Source organism: Pseudoalteromonas sp. T1lg88 (assembly GCF_002964765.1).
Classification (GTDB): domain Bacteria; phylum Pseudomonadota; class Gammaproteobacteria; order Enterobacterales; family Alteromonadaceae; genus Pseudoalteromonas.
The window spans coordinates 364,689-385,464 of the sequence record NZ_PQCF01000031.1; the positions used below are offsets into that span (position 1 = coordinate 364,689).

At 47.7% G+C, this 20,776-nt stretch carries 21 protein-coding genes; 8 read left to right on the forward strand and 13 right to left on the reverse strand.

What is annotated here, in order from left to right; translation table 11 throughout:
* Positions 1–136: 136 nt before the first annotated feature.
* Positions 137–895, forward strand: coding sequence for a uridine phosphorylase (gene udp, locus C2M34_RS10835; RefSeq protein ID WP_105258762.1), 759 nt, complete (start codon positions 137–139; stop codon positions 893–895).
* Here the strand turns inward: udp and cdd are convergent.
* Together cdd and ppc are read right to left on the reverse strand one after the other, a co-directional pair.
* Positions 856–1,743 (reverse strand): cytidine deaminase, encoded by an 888-nt coding sequence (gene cdd / locus C2M34_RS10840; protein WP_158681429.1) that lies wholly within the window; start codon positions 1,741–1,743, stop codon positions 856–858. The genes udp and cdd overlap by 40 nt on opposite strands.
* A gap of 92 nt (positions 1,744–1,835) precedes the next feature.
* The gene (gene ppc, locus C2M34_RS10845) at positions 1,836–4,460 is read right to left on the reverse strand and encodes a phosphoenolpyruvate carboxylase (protein WP_105258764.1); all 2,625 of its coding nucleotides are present in this window, start codon (positions 4,458–4,460) and stop codon (positions 1,836–1,838) included.
* Positions 4,461–4,750: 290 nt separating this feature from the next.
* Here ppc and C2M34_RS10850 point away from each other — a divergent pair, with 290 nt between their 5' ends.
* The 3 genes from C2M34_RS10850 to C2M34_RS10860 all read left to right on the forward strand — a co-directional run bounded on the left by C2M34_RS10850 (position 4,751) and on the right by C2M34_RS10860 (position 7,248).
* Positions 4,751–5,476, forward strand: coding sequence for a tetratricopeptide repeat protein (locus C2M34_RS10850; protein ID WP_105201514.1), 726 nt, complete (start codon positions 4,751–4,753; stop codon positions 5,474–5,476).
* A 250-nt stretch (positions 5,477–5,726) separates the two neighbouring features.
* Complete coding sequence (locus C2M34_RS10855) at positions 5,727–6,446, forward strand: PP2C family protein-serine/threonine phosphatase (protein ID WP_105258765.1); 720 nt, start codon at positions 5,727–5,729, stop codon at positions 6,444–6,446.
* A gap of 181 nt (positions 6,447–6,627) precedes the next feature.
* Positions 6,628–7,248, forward strand: a complete 621-nt coding sequence (locus C2M34_RS10860; RefSeq protein WP_105201516.1) for a hypothetical protein — start codon at positions 6,628–6,630, stop codon at positions 7,246–7,248.
* A 66-nt stretch (positions 7,249–7,314) separates the two neighbouring features.
* On the opposite strand, the gene C2M34_RS10865 is transcribed toward C2M34_RS10860, so the two are convergent.
* The 5 genes from C2M34_RS10865 to C2M34_RS10885 all read right to left on the reverse strand — a co-directional run bounded on the left by C2M34_RS10865 (position 7,315) and on the right by C2M34_RS10885 (position 10,318).
* A complete protein-coding gene (locus tag C2M34_RS10865; RefSeq protein WP_105214283.1) occupies positions 7,315–7,584 on the reverse strand; it encodes a CBU_0592 family membrane protein in 270 nt (89 codons plus the stop codon).
* Positions 7,585–7,728: 144 nt separating this feature from the next.
* Complete coding sequence (locus C2M34_RS10870; RefSeq protein ID WP_105214285.1) at positions 7,729–7,980, reverse strand: hypothetical protein; 252 nt, start codon at positions 7,978–7,980, stop codon at positions 7,729–7,731.
* A 93-nt stretch (positions 7,981–8,073) separates the two neighbouring features.
* Positions 8,074–9,117 carry a DUF2804 domain-containing protein gene (locus C2M34_RS10875; RefSeq protein WP_105258766.1) on the reverse strand — a complete coding sequence of 348 codons (1,044 nt, stop codon included), beginning with the start codon at positions 9,115–9,117 and terminating at the stop codon, positions 8,074–8,076.
* Positions 9,118–9,250: 133 nt separating this feature from the next.
* A complete protein-coding gene (locus tag C2M34_RS10880; protein ID WP_105201690.1) occupies positions 9,251–9,655 on the reverse strand; it encodes a DUF1761 domain-containing protein in 405 nt (134 codons plus the stop codon).
* A gap of 258 nt (positions 9,656–9,913) precedes the next feature.
* Entirely contained in the window at positions 9,914–10,318 is a 405-nt protein-coding gene (locus tag C2M34_RS10885; protein ID WP_105258767.1) for a nuclear transport factor 2 family protein, read from the reverse strand.
* 386 nt (positions 10,319–10,704) lie between these two features.
* Here C2M34_RS10885 and C2M34_RS10890 point away from each other — a divergent pair, with 386 nt between their 5' ends.
* Both C2M34_RS10890 and C2M34_RS10895 read left to right on the forward strand, forming a co-directional pair.
* A complete protein-coding gene (locus C2M34_RS10890; protein ID WP_105258768.1) occupies positions 10,705–11,772 on the forward strand; it encodes a ketoacyl-ACP synthase III in 1,068 nt (355 codons plus the stop codon).
* 142 nt (positions 11,773–11,914) lie between these two features.
* Positions 11,915–12,301 (forward strand): STAS/SEC14 domain-containing protein, encoded by a 387-nt coding sequence (locus C2M34_RS10895; protein WP_105258769.1) that lies wholly within the window; start codon positions 11,915–11,917, stop codon positions 12,299–12,301.
* A 51-nt stretch (positions 12,302–12,352) separates the two neighbouring features.
* Here C2M34_RS10895 and C2M34_RS10900 read toward each other — a convergent pair whose 3' ends face one another.
* Positions 12,353–13,723, reverse strand: a complete 1,371-nt coding sequence (locus tag C2M34_RS10900) for a leucyl aminopeptidase family protein (protein WP_105258770.1) — start codon at positions 13,721–13,723, stop codon at positions 12,353–12,355.
* A 71-nt stretch (positions 13,724–13,794) separates the two neighbouring features.
* On the opposite strand from C2M34_RS10900, the gene thpR reads away from it, so the two are divergent.
* Positions 13,795–14,328, forward strand: a complete 534-nt coding sequence (thpR, locus tag C2M34_RS10905; RefSeq protein WP_105258771.1) for an RNA 2',3'-cyclic phosphodiesterase — start codon at positions 13,795–13,797, stop codon at positions 14,326–14,328.
* 28 nt (positions 14,329–14,356) lie between these two features.
* On the opposite strand, the gene C2M34_RS10910 is transcribed toward thpR, so the two are convergent.
* Together C2M34_RS10910 and C2M34_RS10915 are read right to left on the reverse strand one after the other, a co-directional pair.
* Positions 14,357–14,746 (reverse strand): hypothetical protein, encoded by a 390-nt coding sequence (locus tag C2M34_RS10910; RefSeq protein WP_105214303.1) that lies wholly within the window; start codon positions 14,744–14,746, stop codon positions 14,357–14,359.
* Positions 14,747–14,884: 138 nt separating this feature from the next.
* A complete protein-coding gene (locus C2M34_RS10915; RefSeq protein WP_105258772.1) occupies positions 14,885–15,796 on the reverse strand; it encodes an alpha/beta fold hydrolase in 912 nt (303 codons plus the stop codon).
* A 149-nt stretch (positions 15,797–15,945) separates the two neighbouring features.
* Here C2M34_RS10915 and C2M34_RS10920 point away from each other — a divergent pair, with 149 nt between their 5' ends.
* Entirely contained in the window at positions 15,946–16,308 is a 363-nt protein-coding gene (locus tag C2M34_RS10920) for a hypothetical protein (protein WP_105258773.1), read from the forward strand.
* A gap of 127 nt (positions 16,309–16,435) precedes the next feature.
* Here C2M34_RS10920 and C2M34_RS10925 read toward each other — a convergent pair whose 3' ends face one another.
* The 3 genes from C2M34_RS10925 to C2M34_RS10935 are packed head-to-tail and all read right to left on the reverse strand — an operon-like array spanning position 16,436 to position 20,773.
* Entirely contained in the window at positions 16,436–17,077 is a 642-nt protein-coding gene (locus C2M34_RS10925) for a hypothetical protein (RefSeq protein ID WP_105258774.1), read from the reverse strand.
* 1 nt (position 17,078) lies between these two features.
* A complete protein-coding gene (locus C2M34_RS10930; RefSeq protein ID WP_105258775.1) occupies positions 17,079–17,720 on the reverse strand; it encodes a hypothetical protein in 642 nt (213 codons plus the stop codon).
* Between the two features lie 2 nt (positions 17,721–17,722).
* Positions 17,723–20,773, reverse strand: coding sequence for an ATP-binding protein (locus tag C2M34_RS10935; RefSeq protein WP_105258776.1), 3,051 nt, complete (start codon positions 20,771–20,773; stop codon positions 17,723–17,725).
* Positions 20,774–20,776: the final 3 nt, after the last annotated feature.

The following is a 20,776-nucleotide window of genomic DNA, read 5'->3' on the forward strand; positions in this document are numbered from 1 at the left end:
ACATCTAGTTGAGATTTACGGCGCTGGCAAGCGGGCACAGGAGCAAATTCGGACATATGTCCTTATAAAAAACGCCCCGGCGCGCCAGCATAGGCTTACTTGCTCGCTTAACACGCATAGGGATCAGAGAGTTAATATGAAAACAATGTTTCACCTTGGCATTTCAAAAGATCAATTAAACGGCGCCACCCTGGCTATTATTCCCGGCGCTCCTGAGCGGGCCGCAGTAATAGCGCAGCAACTGGATAATCATCAATGTCTGGCGCAGCATCGCGAATTCCATGTTTATCTTGGCGAATTAAACGGCCGCAGTGTGGTGGTCTGCTCCACAGGTATCGGCGGCCCGTCAACTTCCATTGCCGTTGAAGAGCTGGCGCAACTGGGGGTCGATACCTTTTTACGCGTCGGCACCACGGGCGCCATTCAGCCCCATATTAAGGTGGGCGAGTTGCTTATTACCCATGCCTCGGTACGCCTCGACGGTGCCTCGCACCATTTTGCTCCGGCCAGCTACCCCGCGGTTGCCGACTTTAGAGCCACCGCCGCCTTAGTCGCTGCCTGCGAGCAAAGCAAGGAAGCACACCATATCGGCATTACCGCCTCAAGCGATACCTTCTACCCGGGTCAGGAGCGCTACGACACCCACAGCGGCTATGTGCCTCAGCACCTGCAAGGCAGCATGGCACAGTGGCAAGCCCTTAAAGTAATGAACTATGAAATGGAATCGGCCACCCTGCTGACCATGTGCAGCGCCTTAGGGCTGCGCGCCGGTTGTATCGCCGGGGTGCTGGTGAATCGTTGCGATCAGGAGATCCCGGCAGTGGATATTGCCGCCATAGAGCAGCGCGCCATCACTCAGGTACTGGCAGCGGCGGCGCTACTATTGGCACAGTGATACTGAAACCTGGCCTGCGGCGCTAAGCGTCGCACCATAGCCTCGGTGGTGTCCCGATGTGATTTAAGGCTGTCTCGCTCACAGAGGGACACACTGTCGATGGCGTTAAAATCAATGCCCTGCCCCAAGAGCGCCACCTGACTAAAGGCCGCCAGCAAGGGATGGAAGCTGGGATTAAAGGCGGCATTTTCAATATAACGGCCATAAAAATGCTGCTCGCCCATGCTTAACATCAGCGCCGCCTGGCCACCACTGTAGGGCGCATAACTGAGCTGCAGATGCCGATGCAATTGCTGCTGCAGTGGCTCGACATCATCACATTTACCAAGACCGCAACAATTGCCTTTTTGCTCAGCCAAGATACGTTCACTCACTCCTAGATCGTTTGGCCCAAACGCCAGAGGTAATAACTCGCTCAGCGTCGCCTCAACCTCACCAATACTGATTGCAAGTCCAGTATCGGCACAAAACTCCTTGATAAACTGGCGACAATAGCCACAAGGCGTGGCACTGACATACAAGTGCAGAAGCTCACAGGCGTCATTGAGCCAGGCATTATGCAGCGCGGTTTGCTCCGCATGCACGGCGCTCTCTAGCCCGCAATGGGGCAACTCAACATTGACTCCGGCGGCGTAGAACTCTTCACCATGACGATTGCGGGCATGCACCAAAGCCGCCACCTGAAACTGGGAAATGGGCGCGACTGCCCAGGGCTGTATCTGGGTTAACAGCCACTGTGCGGTGTCTTTGTGATTATTTCCCAGCAACTGGCTGAGATTTTCAAATTGCTGTGCGCTAATAATGCCGCGCTGTTGCTTGATACTTTCAAGCATGGGGGTTGGACACACAAGCTGTCCTTTTGTTTAGCAGTTTATGGCGATAGTAACCTAGTGGCGCTAACGCGGCAACCTGGCCCGCATTAGCGCTACTTTACACTAACTTAGCCGGTATTACGCATCCCGGCGGCGATACCGGCCATGGTGATCATCAAAGCATTGTCCAAGGCCACCGAGCCACCGGCGCGCACCCGCTTCAATAGCTCAACCTGAAGCACATTTAAGGGGTCGGTATAGGGGTTTCGCAGGGCAATGGACTCGCGGATCCAGGGCTGATGACCGAGCAAGGTATGCTCAGGGCTCAACTCCTTGATAAGCGCCGTGGCCTGTGCCAGTTCACTGCGCAGTTGCTCACCCAAGGGTTGCAGATGCGACGCCACCAGGCGTTGGTCATAATAGGCGCTAAGCCAGCTGTCGGCTTTACAAAACACCATTTCCAGCATTTCCAAACGGGTGCGGAAAAAGGGCCATTGCTGGCTCATCAAGGCCAGGTGTTGCTCACCAAATTCCTCTATGGCTGCCGCCAATCCCTGATAAGCACCCAACCAGGCCGGCAGCATTAACCGGTTTTGCGACCAAGCAAATATCCAAGGGATCGCTCTTAGGCTTTCTACGCCACCGTCCGGATTACGTTTTGCCGGTCGTGAACCTAGGGGCAGTTTACCCAGCTCCTGCTCAGGTGTGGCGCTGCGGAAATAAGGAACGAAATCCTTATTGCCACGCACTATGGCGCGATAATGTTCACAGGACTTCTCACTTATTACCGCCATGACCTCGCGCCACTGCGGCTCGGGTTGCGGCGGAGGCAATAGATTGCCCTCAAGCACGGCGCCCACATACAGGTGCAGGCTTTGCTTGGCGACACTGGCAAGACCGTATTTAAAACGGATCATTTCCCCCTGCTCGGTCACCCGCAGGCCGTTTTTCAAGCTGCCCGGCGGTTGCGAGCGCAGGGCTTGAGCCGCCGGTGCGCCGCCACGGCCCACTGTGCCGCCACGGCCATGAAAGAGTACCAGCTCAATATCACAGTCATCGCTTAGGGTAACCAGGGATTCCATGGCGCTGTACTGGGCCCAGCCTGCAGCCATCATGCCGGCGTCCTTGGCCGAGTCGGAGTAGCCTATCATCACGTATTGCTGCTCACCCATCACGGCGCGGTAAACCTCATTATCATACAGAGTGCGCATCACCTCGGGGGCGCGATTAAGGTCGTCCAAAGTTTCAAACAGAGGCGCCACCGGCATATTGAACGCACAGCCAGCCTCTTTTAACAGCAACTTCACCGCCAGCACATCGGAAGCCTGACGGGCCATGGAAATAATATAGATGCCAAAGTTGTCGGCGTGGTTGTCGGCAATCACCTTGAAGGTATCGAGCACTTCTTGGGTTTGCTCGGACGGCTGCCAATGGCGGGGCAACAAAGGTCGCGGATTGGCCAACTCTTTGGCTAAAAACGCCAGCTTGGTCTGCTCATCCCAGGCACAGTAATCGCCCAAATTCAGATATTGGCTGATCTCCGCCAGTACCTGGGCATGTTTGTCACTGTCTTGGCGAATATCGAGCTGGCTCAGCTGCAGGCCAAAGCAGCGACAGCGCACTAGAGTGTCTTGCAGCAGACCATCGGCTATGACCGCCATCTTATTGCTGCATAAAGAGCGATAACACATTTGCAGCACATTGATGATTTGCTTGATGTCGGTAATACGGTTTTCACCCCGGCTTGGCTGACCGGTAATTTTTGCTTCCAGATATTTATGGGTCTGCTGTAAGTCGCTGCGCAGCGCTTTGAGCACCTGACGATAAGGCTCATGGCTTGGGCCACTGAGCGCCAATAGCTCGTCACTTGCCTGATGCATGGAAAGCTCATTGATAAGCTGATTCAAATCGCGAATATACAAGTCCAGGGCCATCCAGCGGCCATGTTCGAGCACGCTTTGGGTAACCTCGGCGGTAACATAAGGGTTGCCGTCCCGGTCGCCGCCCATCCAGGAAGTAAAACGCACCGGCCGGGCACTGGGTGCCAGGCTCATATTTAACTCCTGCTGCAACAGGGTATCGAGCTCACGCACATATTCGGGCACCGCTTGCCACAGACTGTTTTCTATCACAGCAAAGCCCCATTTGGCCTCATCCAGGGGGGTTGGCCGGCTGTGCCGTATTTCATCCGTATGCCAGGCCTGGGCGATAAGCTGGCGCATACGCGCAAGCAACTGGGTGCGTTCGGTCGGCAAGAGTTTGTCGAGTTCAAGCTTATCGAGGCAATCACTTAGTTGCACATGCTTGTTGATTAATGTGCGTCGAGTCACCTCGGTGGGGTGCGCCGTCAATACCAGGTTAATATCGAGTTTGGCCAGCACCTGCGCTATTTGCTCACTGCCGATATTACTCTGCTTCAGGCGCTTTAGGGTCTGTTTGAGAGGGTCGAGCTGGCAAAAACCTGTATCCGCATGACGCGAAACCGTGTGGTACTGCTCCGCCACATTGGCCAGATTTAAAAACTGGTTAAAGGCGCGCACCACCAGCAGGAGCTCATCGTCGCTAAGGCGATGCAACTCGTTCAGCAGCTGCTCCCGGGCTTGCTCGTCACCAGTACGTGAACTCTTGGCCAGTTGACGAATGGCTTCAACCTTTTCTAAAGCTGGCGCACCTAAGGCCTGCTCTATGGTGTGTCCCAGTATTTGCCCTAACAAACTCACATTGCTGCGCAGTGCGCTGTATTGGTCGCTCATTCCTTTCTCCATATCCGGTGTGCAGAATTTAACTTGTTGTAGCATGGAATTGGGTCAAAATTAAAGGCTTGCGTCTTAGGCCGAGGGGATGAATAGACCGGAGCTTCGCCTTGAGCATAAAGCGGACATATAGCCTGCAATCAAAAGTAACAATTTTGTATCCTACTGCTAGGTCTTAGATATAACTAAAAAACTTCTAACTCTCTTTGGTTATTTCTCGATAGACTTTGGATAATAATGGATAACAAGGCTAGAATCAGATAGATAGCAGCCATTCTCGGAGACACACTATGTTGCGATTTACCTTATACACTGTGAGTCTGTGCACTGCACTCGTGCTCACCCCTCCTGCCCAAGCTGGTTTAGAAGAAGGAATTGCTGCCGCCAATGTGGGTGATTTTGAAACCGCCATCAGCGAATTTCAATATCTTGCCGACAAGGGCTTTGCGCCAGGGATTTATGAACTTGCTCAGCTGTATGAAAATGGTTATGGCGTCGCCAAAAATCAATACAAAGCAGCGCAACTCTACCAACAAGCTGTAGACAAAGAATACGCCGATGCCATGTTTTCACTCGCCGTGATGTATCAAGAAGGCCGAGGCGTGAAAGTGGACTCACAACGTGCTGTACAACTTTTTATCGGTGCCGCTAAAAAGGGTGTAGCCGCCGCCCAGTTTAACCTCGGCGTTATGTACACCAATGGCGAAGGTGTACTCAAAGACTACCCTACAGCGGTAGACTGGTATCAACAAGCCGCAGCGCAGAATTACACTTTAGCCCAATTTAACTTGGCGCTGATGTATTACGAAGGCCTAGGCGTACCAAAAAGCATCGAAAAATCATACATCTGGAACAGTATTGCCGAGTTCAACGGCAATATGGATGCCAGCACCAGCCGCAAGCTCGATGAGCGTAGACTACAACCGGATGCCATAGAGCGCGCGAAAAGAACCGCCAATGATATGTATGAAAGGATCCTCGCCGGACGTTACGTAGGTGAAGGCCGACGCCTTTAAAGACAAGCTAAACGGGCTTTGTTTTTCAACAGCAAAGCCCGGTTAGCGGCGGCATTCCCTGGAGTATCCAGCTAATATTGAGCCCATAAGGATTTATATACGAGGCAAGGTGTGAGTTACCACCTACTGTGTTTTCATTGACTAACCCAAGGGAATAAACAAGATTAATGGACGCTCGCTCTTATATTTTTCTCCGCTGTGTTCGGTATATGGCGAAGATGCTCACAATACCACCTCAGTGGACAAGGGCATGCAACTGAACAGCTTTGCACAAAGCCATCGCGGCGTTATTCGCAGCAAAAATGAAGACGCCTTATTGGCACTTCCCGATCAAGGAGTCTGGGTGGTTGCCGATGGCATGGGTGCGCACAGCGGGGGCGAATACGCCAGTGCGCAGGTGATTGAAGTCGTCAAACAGCAGCTGCTTAAGCGCCCTCACAACACTCCCCTCTACCTCACCCTGGTCAGCGCTTTTGAAGACGCCAATAGACAAGTTTTCGACTACTCACAGCTGTATATGCAGGGAAAAACCATGGGTTCAACGGCGGTCGCCCTGGTCCTGGATGGCCCTGATTTCTATTTTATCTGGGTCGGCGACAGCCGAGGTTACCTATTTAGAAACAATCAACTGGAGCAACAGACCCGGGATCATAGCCGGATCAACCTGTTGCTTGATACCGGAGTGATCACCTCGGCGCAAGCTGCCAGCCACCCGCTGCAACATGAGGTTGTGCGGGCCCTAGGCGTCAAACGCCAAGTTCAGGTAGAAGTGATGCATGGTAAAAGGCACAAGCAGGATATCTTTTTATTATGCAGTGACGGCTTAACGGACAAGCTATCCGACTTTGAAATAGAAGTGTCACTAAACGCCACTAATATACACAGTGCCGGCAAGGCCTTGATGCACTCGGCGCTCTCTCACGGCGCCGGCGACAACGTCACCTGTATACTCGTTAAGCAGGGCGAGTAAAACCTGCCAACCTTTTCCTTACCAGCGACGGCGATTTTTGCCCCAGCCCTTGCGCTAGATCAAAGTTCGGTACAACTGCACCATCAATAGCCATGCCATACTGATTTAGATCAATAAGTTGCGCTCATTATCCTTGTTAAAATTTAACCAATCCAAATTATCACGTAAACAAGGATAGATCATGGCGCACTCTGACTTACATCCTCATATGGAGGCGGCTATGCAGCCCAATGTCACTCACATTAACAAATCCTCCGGGGAGCCCTCGGTGCAAGAGCAGGTGCACCTGTATAAACAATTGTTGCTAGAAAAAGAGCGACAGATAAGACACTTGCAAGAAGCGCAAGCACCGCTACTGGCACAAATCAATCAGGCAGACGAGCTCAATAAAAAAGCCTTGGCCCATATGGATAAAATGGCCGAACAGATGCAGCAGGTGCAGATCCAGGCCAAACGCGATGTGCAGATAGAGCTGGCCGATCTGGAGCAAAAGTTAGAAGAAGCCAATACCAGCGGGCATGTAATGAAGCATCATTGCCGCGATCTTCAGGAGCGCAACAAGGAGCTGCATGAACTGCTTAAATCATCAACACAACAGGTAGAAGAGCTGCAACGACGTTTGCAAGGGCAGAGCCAGGACATCAACAGCATTCGCGAAGAAAAGGTAAAACTGAGCATGCAGGTGATCACCCAGGGCGAACAGCTCAAGCGCTGCGAAAAACAACTTAGCGATGCTCTGCACGGCTATTACAGTGGCGTTATGAATAAAAACAAAAAAGTGAGCAAAAACCTGCCACGCTAATTTTCACTCTTATGCGCCAAAACACAGCGGGCTAATTAGCCCGCTTTTTTGTGTTATTTAGGTTAGTTAAGAAGCCGGTAGCGATTTTAGCTCGCGACGCGCCATCACGTGCTTATAAATACCGATAAGAGAGGCGGCTATCCAGAATATCTCGATAACAAAACTGGCAAGGTTAAAATTGTAACAGAGACTTACTAACAACAAGATGGCACCGCTTAGGTTCATCAGGTTATAGCCCAGACCCGAGGCAGGTAACTTCTCTAGCTGTAATAAGAAAAACGCGCCCACCACTAAAAAGGTGCCGCTCATGCCAATAACATCAAATAATAGGTCCATTACCTAGCTCCACAAAACAAACCTCTTCAGCCTACCAAGGCCAGGCTGGACACCTAAGGACAAATGCCCTGCTGATACCAACTCACTTAAATAGCTAATCATTCTAGCGGGCTAAATACCATGCTAACCGCGTTGGAATTGGTATTATTTCATATACACCTTTTGGCCGATTATTTTTAATGCCGGCGTGCCGCGGATCAGGGTTTGTCGGGCAAACACCTGCTGACACCCCGGGCAGGTTGCCACCTCTTCGGTGTAGTCCTCGCTGATACGCTCAATAAAACACTTTACCAACGCCCCCTTGCCACCTTTTCGATACTTATACAGTTGGGTGCGACATTTACTGCAAAAGATATCCACGGTGCGAACCGGTCCCTTTTTATTCGGCTTGGCCATGCTTCCCCCATTATTGATGAGCAGTTAGCTTAACATTTTAACGGCGCGATGAGCCATTGGCGCGCCATCAAACGATCGGGAGCAATGAAGCCCTTACCATAAAGCATAATGATCTTCAGTTAAGCCAAGGACATTATCGAGGCGATGCAGCTGACTTTTGGCATCTTCAATCTGGCCATTGAAATGACCGATATACTGGCGGAAGTTACTCTTTAACAGCCCCAGGTTCAGGCGCTCCTGACGCTTGTTTAAGGGGCTGAAGGTCAGCGAGACCTTGCCATCTTGAGAGCTTATCTGCCAGTCCGGCTCACAGGCGCTGCGAGTAAAATCAAAATGCACCGGGCCAAGCAGATGGCTCTCACCATCGCGCCAAAACACATTTTCGTTATAACCTGTCTCATTGACTCCGGCGGCCAGGTTGAGGCCGAACAATGACCCACCAATACGGCCATTGATACTGGCCCAGCGCCAACTGGTTTCCCGGCGCATAAAGCCGGCGGAAAAATCATACCCCGCTAGGGCATGCTCCAAATCTTGAGCTTCTTGATTGATCACCAGCGAGCCCTGCACCCCCAAGGCGTTGTGTTTCTGGGTGTAGGTCCAGCCGCTGTAGCCGGTGGGATTGCACAGGGCCATGGGCAGGCTCGCCGTTGGCGGGATCAGGGTAAAATCGGCGCTAATCTGCTTGGTAGCAATACGCAACTGCCACACGCCGGCGTTGATCTCCATGCTTATCTTGCCTCCCGCACCACCCAAGCTGGAGCATCCCTCCCAAGGCGAAGGAGCCATGGTGCAGCCCAATGACAGGGGCTTAAGCCAGCTCGTTTCCACCAGCTTATTGGCTTCAATATCATAGAGATAGCAAAAGCCTGAGGCGGCATAACGAATATCGGCAATGGCCACGCCAATTAAAAATCTGGGAGTGATCACAGAGACAAACTGAAACTGCTTAAAGTGAAAATGCTTTGCCAATCGCCCGGCGGGCTTATCCATGGCATTGGTGTAGTTAAAGTGCTCGAGTCCAAAGGATTGAATCGGGCCATTGAGGTGACCAAAGTGCACTTTGCCCGACTCGCTCACCAGGGTATCAAGGCCTGTTTCAGTGCCTAGGGCTATGGGGAGAATATCCATCTTCATCCTTTATTTTTCTTATTTTTGCACCGCCTTGGCTGAATCCTGTGGGGGCGGCACTGGAGTATTAACTCTAACCCCTTGAGAGCCAAGTTAAAACCTCAATATGCTCGGGCACAATCTGCAGCGCCCGATCAGGCTAGTGCCATAACCCGAGGATCAGGCCAATCAAGGTAAATTGCAGAGTATGATAACCGCCGTTGACCAAAAACAGTTTCAGCGGTCTTTGCTCGAATAAATAACTAATGCCAAAAGAGGTTGCCACCCAGCATAAACCGGCGGCAAAACCGGCACCAACGGCAAAGCCGAGATCGGGTTTGGGGCCTAGAAATAACGCAAACACAAAGGCCGCGACCAAGGAGAGGATAAAAGCCAGGGAGAACACCTTGCCCATGGAAGCCTGAGCCAAGTCCACATCGGTTAAGCCACAACCATCGAGCCAGGCGGATTTAAACATGAGCGGCGAATACCATAGCCCGCCAAGGATAAAGGTGGCTAAGGCCGCCAACAGCACCGCAAAAAAGTTAAACTCTGCAAAATTCATAATCAAGCTCACGACAGTGTTTGCTTAAGCGTAGCCTGCGATCCCCATAGCGGCAAAATTGTGCTCCAGAGCGGGACTGCGAGATTATCTTGCCGAATCGAAATTAAGCAAGAGCCATTATTCTAGCTCACTGAAATTGTTTAATAAATTCACAAAACTAATAACCAAGGCGCTTTCCCGAGAGCAAGTAGTAACCCCGAATTTGCAGACTTTAGTAAAAGAAAATAACCAAACCCAATACGTTGAAAGCTCGGGCCATTATTCCATGGTGAAGGCCTCGCAGGGGGTACTTTGGTGATAAACCACCCGCCAGTGTTGCTCCGCATCCAAACGCCACAAGGACATACGCGAAGAAAAATGCCACTGGCCGCCTCGAATACGCCGCAAGGCACTGCGATAATAAAGCTGCACCACGGTATCGCTGAGCATACGACCGACAAAATCCTGATTATGAAAAAGCGGCTTGCGGCTTTTCGACTGCTCTTTAGGCAGACGTTCCAGCACATTGGTCTTATTAAAACGTTTTCCGTCCGAGGACACCTCAATAAAGTCATCGTCAATCAAGGCATTGAGACGCGCCGCATCGGCACGCACATCGTCACGCATCAAGGAGCGTTCAAGCTCGATCAGTTGCTCAAATAACTGCGCTTTAATCTTGTTCATAGTGGCGTATAAATTTTCCTGCGTGCATCATCAAACGAACCGGCGTTAACTGGCCGAAATTAACTGTTCGGTATCGTTCAGCGGCGATTTATCTAAAGCGATTACATCAGCGTAGTAGCCAAGCGGCCAATTTGCCAACTTCATGTACCATATTCAATACCTTAGGTGCTATTAGGTGCTATAAAAAGACTGACTGATTTACTTCATCACTGGCTTGCACTTTCAGTAACTGTCATACGCAGCATACAGAGAACAAAGCATACTTCTGTGCAAGACATAGGTAAGGCTCGACCAAGCAGGCTCATTTTGGTATAAAGCAGCAACATACTAAAGACATCGGGCCAGTTGAATTAGGCGGTCGCCGATGCAATGACACAGGATTTTATATGCATTATGCAGAGATCACCGGCTGGGGCAAGTGTGTTCCACCGGCGCGAATTAGCAATCAGGATATAGCCACAGTCGTAGATACATCCGACGAGTGGATCAGCTCACGCACTGGCATTAAAGCCCGTCATGTTAGCCATGTCAGCACCGCCGAGCTGGCCACAGTTGCGGCGCAGCGCGCCCTAGATTGTGCCGGCCTAGATGCCAAGGATTTAGACCTGGTATTGGTCGCCACCTGTACACCCAGCACTGTGGTCGCCAACACCGCCTCCGAGGTACAACAACGCCTCGGTGCCACAGGTGCAGCCGCGTGTGACAGTAATGCCGCGTGCTCTGGCTTTTTATACGCACTGCAAATGGCCACTGCACAAATTCAGGCGGGAATGATCAAGCGCGCCGTGGTTGTCGCTGCAGAACGTATGAGCTGGTATATCAACTGGGCCCGCCGCGACAGCGCCGTGCTATTTGGTGATGGTGCTGGTGCCGTAGTACTTGAAGCAAGCGAGAAAGCCCTGGGGTTATTGGCCAGCAAATCTGGCTGCGACAGCTCGGATCGCAGCATCCTGCACATTGAAAATTTTGGTTCCAACATCAATAAGTACGAAGCCATCGGTGGCTCGGAGCTGCATTTTGTCGGCCCGGAAATCTTTAAGCGTGCGGTTAAAGGCATGAGCGGCGCCTGTGATGACGTACTGAACCAGGCACAATTAAGCCTGGATGATATCGATGTACTGGTACCCCATCAGGCGAACCTGCGCATTATCCAGGCCATTCAGCAACGCCTTAAGGTCGAAGACGACAAGGTGATGGTCAATATCGATGAGTATGGCAACACCTCGGCGGCCACCATAGCCATCGCCCTGTGTGAAGCGGTAGAGCGCGGCATGATAAAACCGGGTGCCAACATTATGTCGGCGGCCTTTGGAGCAGGTTTAACCTGGGCCGCAAGTTATATAAAGTGGGGTCAAAGAGTAACTCCTGTGCGTGAAAGCAGCGCCGAGTTACCACCTTGCCCGCAAACCGGCCTGGAGCTTATCGCCGACGCCGTTGCTGCGTGTCAGAAATAAAAAACGGTAAACTTCCTTTCAATTCAAGGCCGCCTATGCGGCCTTGTTTCTTTTTGCTGTTTTATTGCGCTACATCATCGGCGTTCTCGCCACCCTTTTGCTATGTTAAATAAACATCTAAACACACCATAAGGGCCAGCAAATGAAACGTCATGGTTTACATATAGGCATAGAGCGCACCAAAGCGCGTTTTTACATTTCCATGGTGATAGTCGGCAAGTTAGATCATCACGACTATGAAGTGATCACTCCTATGTTTGATGACGCCCTAAAGGGGCTGGATGAGCGTATCGTCGATGTGTTTATCGATGCCAGCGAGCTAGAAGGATTCAGCACCCGCGCTCTGTGGGATGACTTTAAGCTCGGCATTGCCCACCGCCATCAATTTCGCCGTATCGCCTTTTATGGCCGTCACGACTGGCAGGATTATGCGGCACGCATCGCCAATTGGTTTACCAGCGGCGAGGTCAAGTACTTTGCCGATGCTGATGCCGCCAGGGCCTGGCTCAATGAGTCCGACGGAGAATAAAAAACGAGCCGCAATCGCGGCTCGTGATTTATATGTTGGAGTGAGAACGAGTTAACGCCCGTATTTGTCTGCCAGCATGGTGTATACGGCGCGAATACCGAAAGCTTCACCGCCTACCGGGCGACCGGGCAACGCACGTAGGTTCCAGGCCATCACATCAAAGTGGACCCAAGGGGTTTTGGCGTCGATAAATTCCTGCAGATACAGGGCTGCGGTAATAGCACCCGCGAAAGGGCCCGGTGCACAGTTGGTTAAATCTGCCACATCGCTTTTCATCATATTCTTGTACTGGGCGAATAATGGCATGCGCCATACAGGATCTTGGCTATGTTCACCGGCTTGAGTCAGGGCCTCGGCCAGCTTGTCATCATTACTGAAAAAGCCCGGCAGCTCGGTACCCAAGGCAATGCGCATGGCGCCGGTCAGAGTAGCGAAGTCGATGATCATCTCCGGGTTTTCCTGCTGTGCTTCATCTAAGGCATCACACAAGACTAAACGACCTTCGGCATCCGTGTTATCGATTTCCACGGTCAGACCCTTGCGTGTTTTCACCACATCGCCCGGGCGAAACGCATTGCGTGATACCGCATTTTCCACCGCAGGTACCAGGACCCGCAGTTGAATATTCAACTCCATGGCCATAATCAGATTCGCCAGGCCAATTACATGGGCGGCACCACCCATATCCTTTTTCATCAAACGCATACCGGCGGCGGGTTTTAGATCCAGACCACCGGAGTCAAAACACACACCCTTACCAACCAGGGTTACTTTAGGCGCATCCGATTTGCCCCAGCGTAAATCCAACAACCGCGGCTTGTTTTCACTGGCACGGCCAACAAGATGAATGGTGGGGTAATTTTGCTCTAGCAGCTCATCACCCACCCACTCGCTAAACTCACCGCCAAAGCGCTGAGCCATGTCGTTCATCACTTCACTTAAGTGCTGCGGCATCATATCCGCAGCTGGGGTGTTAACCAGGTCACGTACCACCTGGGTCGACTCCATTAATGCCACTAATTCTTGGTATAAGGCAGCATCTTCAATAAGCAAACGCGCCTGTGGCAGCTGAATTTGCTTGTAGCCGCTGAATTGATAGCCGCCGAGCACAAAGCCCAGGGCAATATCGCGCTCATTAGCGGCATTTTGTAATTGATAATCACCCTTGGGCAATTTACCGATAATATCACCGGCCGCCCACATATCAGCGACATCTGAAGTCACCAAAATAGCGCTTTGCGGCTCGCCAGTTTCCGGATTCGGCAGCACACATAAGCCGGGTTGCTGTTGCAGTGAGCGAGCTACCCAGGTGCGGGTAAAATCATCTTGCTCTGCGCACCAAGCCTCACAACCTTGTTGGTCAAAAATGAAAAGTGGAATTAAGGCGGTATCGAGACGAGGTTTATTGATGAGTAAATTCATTGCGGACTCACTTTTTATTACTGATAATAGGCAGGATATCAAGTTAAAAAAGTAAATGATATAGCCAAACCATGGGACCTTGCGAGCAAGCACGTCGACTGTTTTTTGCCTTGGGGCTGAGCGCCGAGCAGAAGCAACATATCAAGCAGTGGTTAAGCCACCATGCCACCTTAAGCAAGGCGCCAACCCAATGCCGTAACTGGCATTTAACCCTGATGTTTCTCGGTCAGGTTGAGCAAGAGCAGGCGCAGCAGTTAATTGATAGCGCCCACAATCTGCGAGTGCCACGTTTTTCTCTGATCTTGGATGAGCATGATTATTGGCCGCACAATGGCTTATTCCACCTACGCCCAAGCGCTCCCGATCCACACTTGCTGACCTTAGCCGCAGGGCTACGAGCCTTGGCCGGGCAACATCAGTTCCACGATCAACATAGCCGTTATCGCCCTCATGTTACCCTGGCACGTAACCTTAAAACGCCCCCTAAGGTCGAGCGCCCCATGCCACCATTGCAGCTGGATATTGATCATTTCACCTTATATCACTCGACTCGGGACGATCAGGGGCTAGTGTATCGCCCCATCGCCGAATTCGCCTGTCGTTAGCGTCGCTAAAGGCCGCTAGAGTCCAGAACTAATCGTCTTTTGGCTTATCCAACACTTTGGTTTTGGGTGGTTTGGGGTTACTAAAGGAGCTGGGCAGGATATCGACCCCCACCATATGAGCAATTTTGACCACCAAAGGAATGGTAATGGGTGCAAACGGCAGCACGGCAAATACCCCAAGGCCGAGGCCTTTAAGAATATCAATAAACTGTTTATTGGCTACCTGTAAGTCTTGTTTAGACGCCTGTCCCTTGGTGTAGCGCTTATATATATCGAGCATTTCCCTTGTTTCTTGCCGCTCTTGAGCAAGCGCCCACTTAAGCGTCACCATGGCGCGGCGGAGTTTCAGTTTTTGTCGGCGCCGCGAAATCATAAGCACCCGCAATGGAGCGCGATGGAACGAACGATAGATTCGCATACTGTCTTGAATTAGGGATCTGATTGCGCATTGTCACATACTTAGACGCATTTCACTAGCGCCCGACTTCTCCACCAGCTGGATGAGGACGGCTTGTATCGGCCAACACAGGCGCCATGGATTGCGTAGCGAAACAAATTAAATTTCGCCGTGCCGTGCAAACCAGGCCTGCACATCCAGGAACTGATCCCGCACTGCCTGTGGATGAGTAAGCATATCGATATGACCATAATCATGGTGATGACCATGGCTGCGGCCATAGATTTTTAGCTCCTGCAGCCCGACCCCGGACTCCTGCATAAACTTTTGAATATCTATGGGCTGAGCCAGGGATTTATCCTTGACCCCGGCAATATGCAAAATCGGCGGTAAACTCTTCTCGCGCAGAGCTGCACCATAGTCAAAGCCATCGTCACTGTCGACCCAAGGCAACACCTTGGCCCACTGCATACTCTGATAGTGCGACTTAATGGTTTCATTGTCGCTGCCCCACTTAAGCTGGCGCGCAGGCAGATAACCGTGCTTTTGCGCATACTTAGGTGCCAGCCAATACCAGATTAAATTACCCTTAATAAATTTCCCCAGATGGCGATTGTAGAGCGAGCGCTTTGAGCCAAAATAGGCACAGGCACTTACCTTGTCTATATATTCAGGGAAGCGGGCAAAAGCGCTGTTAAAGAGCACCCCACCCCAGGAATGCGCAACCCAAAAACGAGGAAACTCGCCGCTATGGGCGATAATCTTATCAATAAAAGCGGGGATCTCGGCGCAGATGGCCTCGGTTTGACCATAGGCGGCACCTCGGGCTATGGCCGGTTTACTCTCACCTCTTCCAGCCAAATCGGCCACGTAGCAACGATAACCTAAACGCGCTAAAAAAGGCGCCAGGCCCTTATTACTGTGGGTATAGAAAATTTTGCCGTTTTCAACGGCGCCATGCATAAAAAACACCGCCGGACCCGTTGAATCGGCCTTGGCGATATAACGCAGATGTAATTGCTGCGCGGCATTAAGGTCAACAAAAAGCGAATGCTGCTGAAGATCGGTCATAATTCGGCCCGTTTAGTTACTTCATCTCATCGTACCAGTGATAATAATCGGCAACAAGCTGTTAAAATATATCCGAATTTCTTGTTCAGTTTCAGTTTAGGCTAGTGTGATAGCCTTTACAGGAAATTAACAACTCAAGAGTAAAAATTATGAACTCATTACGTCCACTAAGTGTTGCTTTAATGCTAGCTGTTTCTCTAGGTGTAAGCGTTGAAGCCAGTGCTCAAGATAAAAAAGAAAAAGAAGTAAAAGAGCAAAAAGCACAAGTTAAAGAAATGAATGAGCACGCTGAACTTAAGCACCTAAATGCTCAAGAGCACGCCCAAGAGAAGCGTGAAATGGCCAAAGAAAAAGCCGAAGCCAAAAAAGAAATCGTTGAAGCTAAAAAAGAAGTAGCTGAAGACAAGCACGAAGCGGCCGAGGGCAAAGCCCACGAGCACAAAAAAGATGCGAAAGAAAAAATGAAAGCCAAGGAAAAGAAAGCCAAAGAAAAGGCTAAAGAGAACAACTAAGAAAGACTTAAATAGTGCGACGAGACGAACGTCGCAAAGGCGAGTGTAACTAATCTCCCTTTTAGCCTTCAGTATTGCACACGGTACTGAAGGCTAGCTTGCTTCTACAATTTGCACAGGGTACTGATTACTCCCGCATAGAACGTAGCATATTTCTGAGCTTGTCTTCATCTACGTCAGGACTGTTAGCTTTTTCATTTTTGACCAGCATCGCTTCTATAGGAGTCGATTCTTTTCTATTCAAATTTGAAGAAAAGTAATCTCCAACCTTAAGTATTGATATACCTGCATCTAAAAAGCTTTTAAGTCTACCACCTTTTAAAAACTCTGGCATACGTGCCATGAGGGGAATTAAAGGGGCAATACTCTGGCCATAGTGCTGTTCTATTCGCGATCCCATGACAACAGATGTAGCAACGAGTTTGTCTTCTAAAGTAATTTTTTTAGAGTACTCAGGGTCAACCTTGAAATTCCTGATTTTCTCCATGTATTTTTCATAATCTCCCATACATGACTCCAAAGTAATGCCTTCACCCTCAGCTTGTATTATCTGATCACCTAATTCTTCAGGATTCTCATTTAGCTTCATAAACCCTAATGACTGTGCAATATTTGTAATCACTGAAGCAACACCTCTTAACCCTTCAATAGCCATTGAGCCAACTTTATTGGTTAACTCAACTGCTGTATCAACTACTTTGCTAACAGCATTACAAACACTCCGACATGCGGAGCTTATCGAGCTACATAAACTATCAAAAAAACCCATACTATTCCCTCTCTAACCTTATTGACGAAACTATATTTCCTTCATTAATGTCGCTCTTAATACTCTTTTCTATCTCAATAAGCTTCTTTTCTACTAAATTAGAATCCTGACGGTTCAAATTAGAATTAAAGTAACTACAAATATCTGAAATTGAAATGTAGGCTTGGTCACAAGCTTCTAAATATTTAGAGATCCTATCCGACGAAAAAAAATCACTATTGCGATTAATTAATCCAAATATTCCCACAATTTCAGGTCCATACCTTTCTTCTAATTCAATAGTCATTAAAACTAAACTAGCAGAAAGTTTTTCTTCAACTGGTATTATCAATGATTTATCAGCATCTAAATTAAAGTTATCTATCTTATTTTGATAAGCTTTATAGTCGCCCATACAACTTTCTAAGGTGACGCCTTGTTGCTCAGCTTGAATTACTTTATCACCTAATTTCTCTGCACTTGCGGTACTTTTATAAACTTCCATAGCTTGAGAAGCTTTCCAAATTGTATCTGTAATTGGCTTAATCTTATCAATAAGTAATGGTAACTTTGTTGATAGAACCTTAATAGCGTTAGTAAATAATGGAATTATTTTTCCTATTACTTGAGGAAGCTGCGCAATAACTGTTGGTGGCACTATCATGATTAGTTCCTTTTAACAGAGAATATTTCGTTTAACATTTCTCTATATAAATCCAAATCATTCAAAAATAAATTTTTTTGTTTTGAAAGATCCAGCTCACTAAACCAGTTTTCAATAGCTTCTCTATACCCTTCAAAGCAATCTTGAGTAACATTTAGTGGAAGTTCAGATAGTAAAAAGCCTTTAAGTAATGACGCTTCTTTTGCATTAACGAAAGTGCTCAGCTCATCTATTTTAGATACAAAAATCTTAAAAGCTTTATTAGAGAGAGCTTTATTACAACCAGCGCTTCCAGTACCGTACTCTAAAGTAGCTAGCTCCATAGACTCAACAACTAAAGAATTAAGCTTTTTCCAAAACTGTTTTCTTATCTTTATATATTCATCTAATGAAAATTCATTTATATCAATATCTAACAATTCAAACTCCGGATACTGATACAAGACCTCTGCATTTAAACTTCGATCTGAAAACCTATCTCTAACAAGATCCATTAATAACGATTCTCTGATCTGATCGTCTGTTTTAGCCTGATAAATTTTCACATGTACTGAATCTTCCCACTCTCCAGAATAAATTACAGCTTCACCTATTTTGAGCTTCGTTAAAAAAGTTTTTTGGCTATCGTTCAAACCGACCGTATCACCGATAACTTCTCGGTCATCACGAGCAAAAAGCTTATGGATTATTTTAATATTTGTATTTTTAAGTACTTCTGGAGTTAACTTATTCGGAATTTGGTCGACGATGACTAAACTTTCACCATATTTCCTTACTTCAGCTAATAGATCAGTAAACATTCCTACAGCATGTTTTCGTGAACTATCATCACCTGGGCCTGCTTTTTCAAGTAATCTATGAGCTTCCTCTAACAAAGTAATATGCTTGTACTCTGGTTGTTCCAAATACCTCAGTTTTATCGCTTCAGATAAGCGGCTAATGATTAATCCCATCATCAAACACTTGTCCTCTGGCGATTTAAGCTCATCCAATTCTAAAATAATCTTTTTATCTAAAAATGCATTAATATCAGTTGAAACCCTACAATTTAACATCTGTCCCTTGGCACCCACAGTCAGATTTTTAAATCGTGCTACTAATGAGGCTATATAGTCAGACTCAAGACGTTGGTCAAAATTTTTACTCTTTACGACTTTTTCCATATTCTTAAGCAAGTCGTCCATAGTAGGCCAACATCGCCCGTATGCCTCCCAAGGATTGGCTCTAAATGTGTTCGCTTCCTCAACACTTCTCCAACCATCTATATTCCATCCATAATCTTTGTAGCTCTCATAGATAGCTTCTTCTAATAAATAAGGCATTGCTGCCTCCATGGGAAACGCAGCAGTAAATGCAGCTTTGAGCATATCAACATGGCTTGTTAGAGACTCGCCGGGTAATAGTTCAAAAGGGTTAAACCTAAATGGCGCTAAGTACTCGTTACCTAAAGTAAAAATTGTTAGATCTTCCACTTCATTCAATAATGAACGATACTCCGTTTTTGCAGGCTCAATAATTAAAAAAGGTAAATTAGACTCTGTTAATAATCGCCTACAAGTTGTTGTTTTGCCGCTTCCAGTTACGCCTGCAATAAAAATATGACGGCTAAGCATCTCTTTATTAACTGATAATGTTCTGTGCGGTAACTCATTACCTTGATGAATTAGCGATCCTAGTACTATTGCGTTGCTTTCATAAGACAATTTAGGGTTTAGACTAAACTCTACCGATGGTTTTAATGCAATGCCTGTAAGCTCTTTTGAGGGTAAGGAACAAACTAAGCTTAGTTCGCTAGTAGTCAAACAAGTCCTTAGTTCAAGGTTATTGTTATTATTGGGGTGTCCAAAAACCAGAGGCAGCTCGCTGCCAATCTCATTACTTGTATTTATCGATTGGAAGTGTGAGAAGATTTTATTCAAATCGCCAGTAATACCCTCTGGTAACTCTGTTGCCCGCAGAGGGCTAAATGATGAACTATCACCTTGCCACATAGAGCATAGGTTTCTAACCAGCCTTTGATGAGAAAGGTTATTCTCAGCTAATGCGTAAACAGATGTCTTAAATAACCCCTTGACCTGTCCTAAATTAATTCGTTCAAATAATTCTTCATCCATATATTTGATTAAGGACTGATACTCTTTTCTTACGTGCTCAGATGAATGAGATGTGCTGTGAGATTTTCCTTCTGATTTTCCTTTACTTTCGCCTTCATTCGAGCCTTTGGCAATAGATGTGTTAGTGCCTTTCGCATGACTTTCATTGGAACTTGAACCTTTGCTCACACTTTGAGTGTCTGAACTATTAGTTCCTGTTGTCTCCGATTTGTTGGTACCTGCACTAATCGTAACACTGGAATTTTCACTTTCTGTAGTGCTTTTTTGTATAGAAGTTTTAGTTAATAAATGAGCTTGATCATAAATATTGAATAATGCATCTTTTAGCTCATTGATTTCTTTATGTTGCATTGATTCACATACAATCATCAACTGCCAGCTACCAAGAGCGCCATCCATACTGTTAACTAAACTATCTAACTTTTGAGTATAAACATCCTTGTCTTCGTGTTTAGAGTTAATCGATGGAACTCCAGTAATTATGGAGCCTCTTCGAGAGTGTCTTATTTTGGATAATATTGAATCACTAAGTTCTTGTTCAGTTGTGATATCTGTTACTGCACTCCCGTGAAAGTTACCTTTAAAAGACTCTCTTAGAAGCTCACCTAAATCATAAGCATGAAATTTACTTTCTTTTTGGAAGTTATAATTTTTAACTACACCTAAATAGAGTTCGACTCCATATTCATCACCGCAGAGCAAATAAACAAAATTAAATGCAGGATCATTCAATGAACCGATAACATTTTGTAAAGGCTCTCTACGAGGCATCTTATCTTTTTCATCAAACCCAATTGAGTCAATTTTTATAAAATGACAATTTCTTGGCAAGATACTTGGATAATGGTTTATTTCTTCCGCTACTGAGTCAAATACCGAAAAATTACTATTTTCAAAACCGCTAAATGCAAAGGAATTATCTAGTATATTTTTTTTCAACTT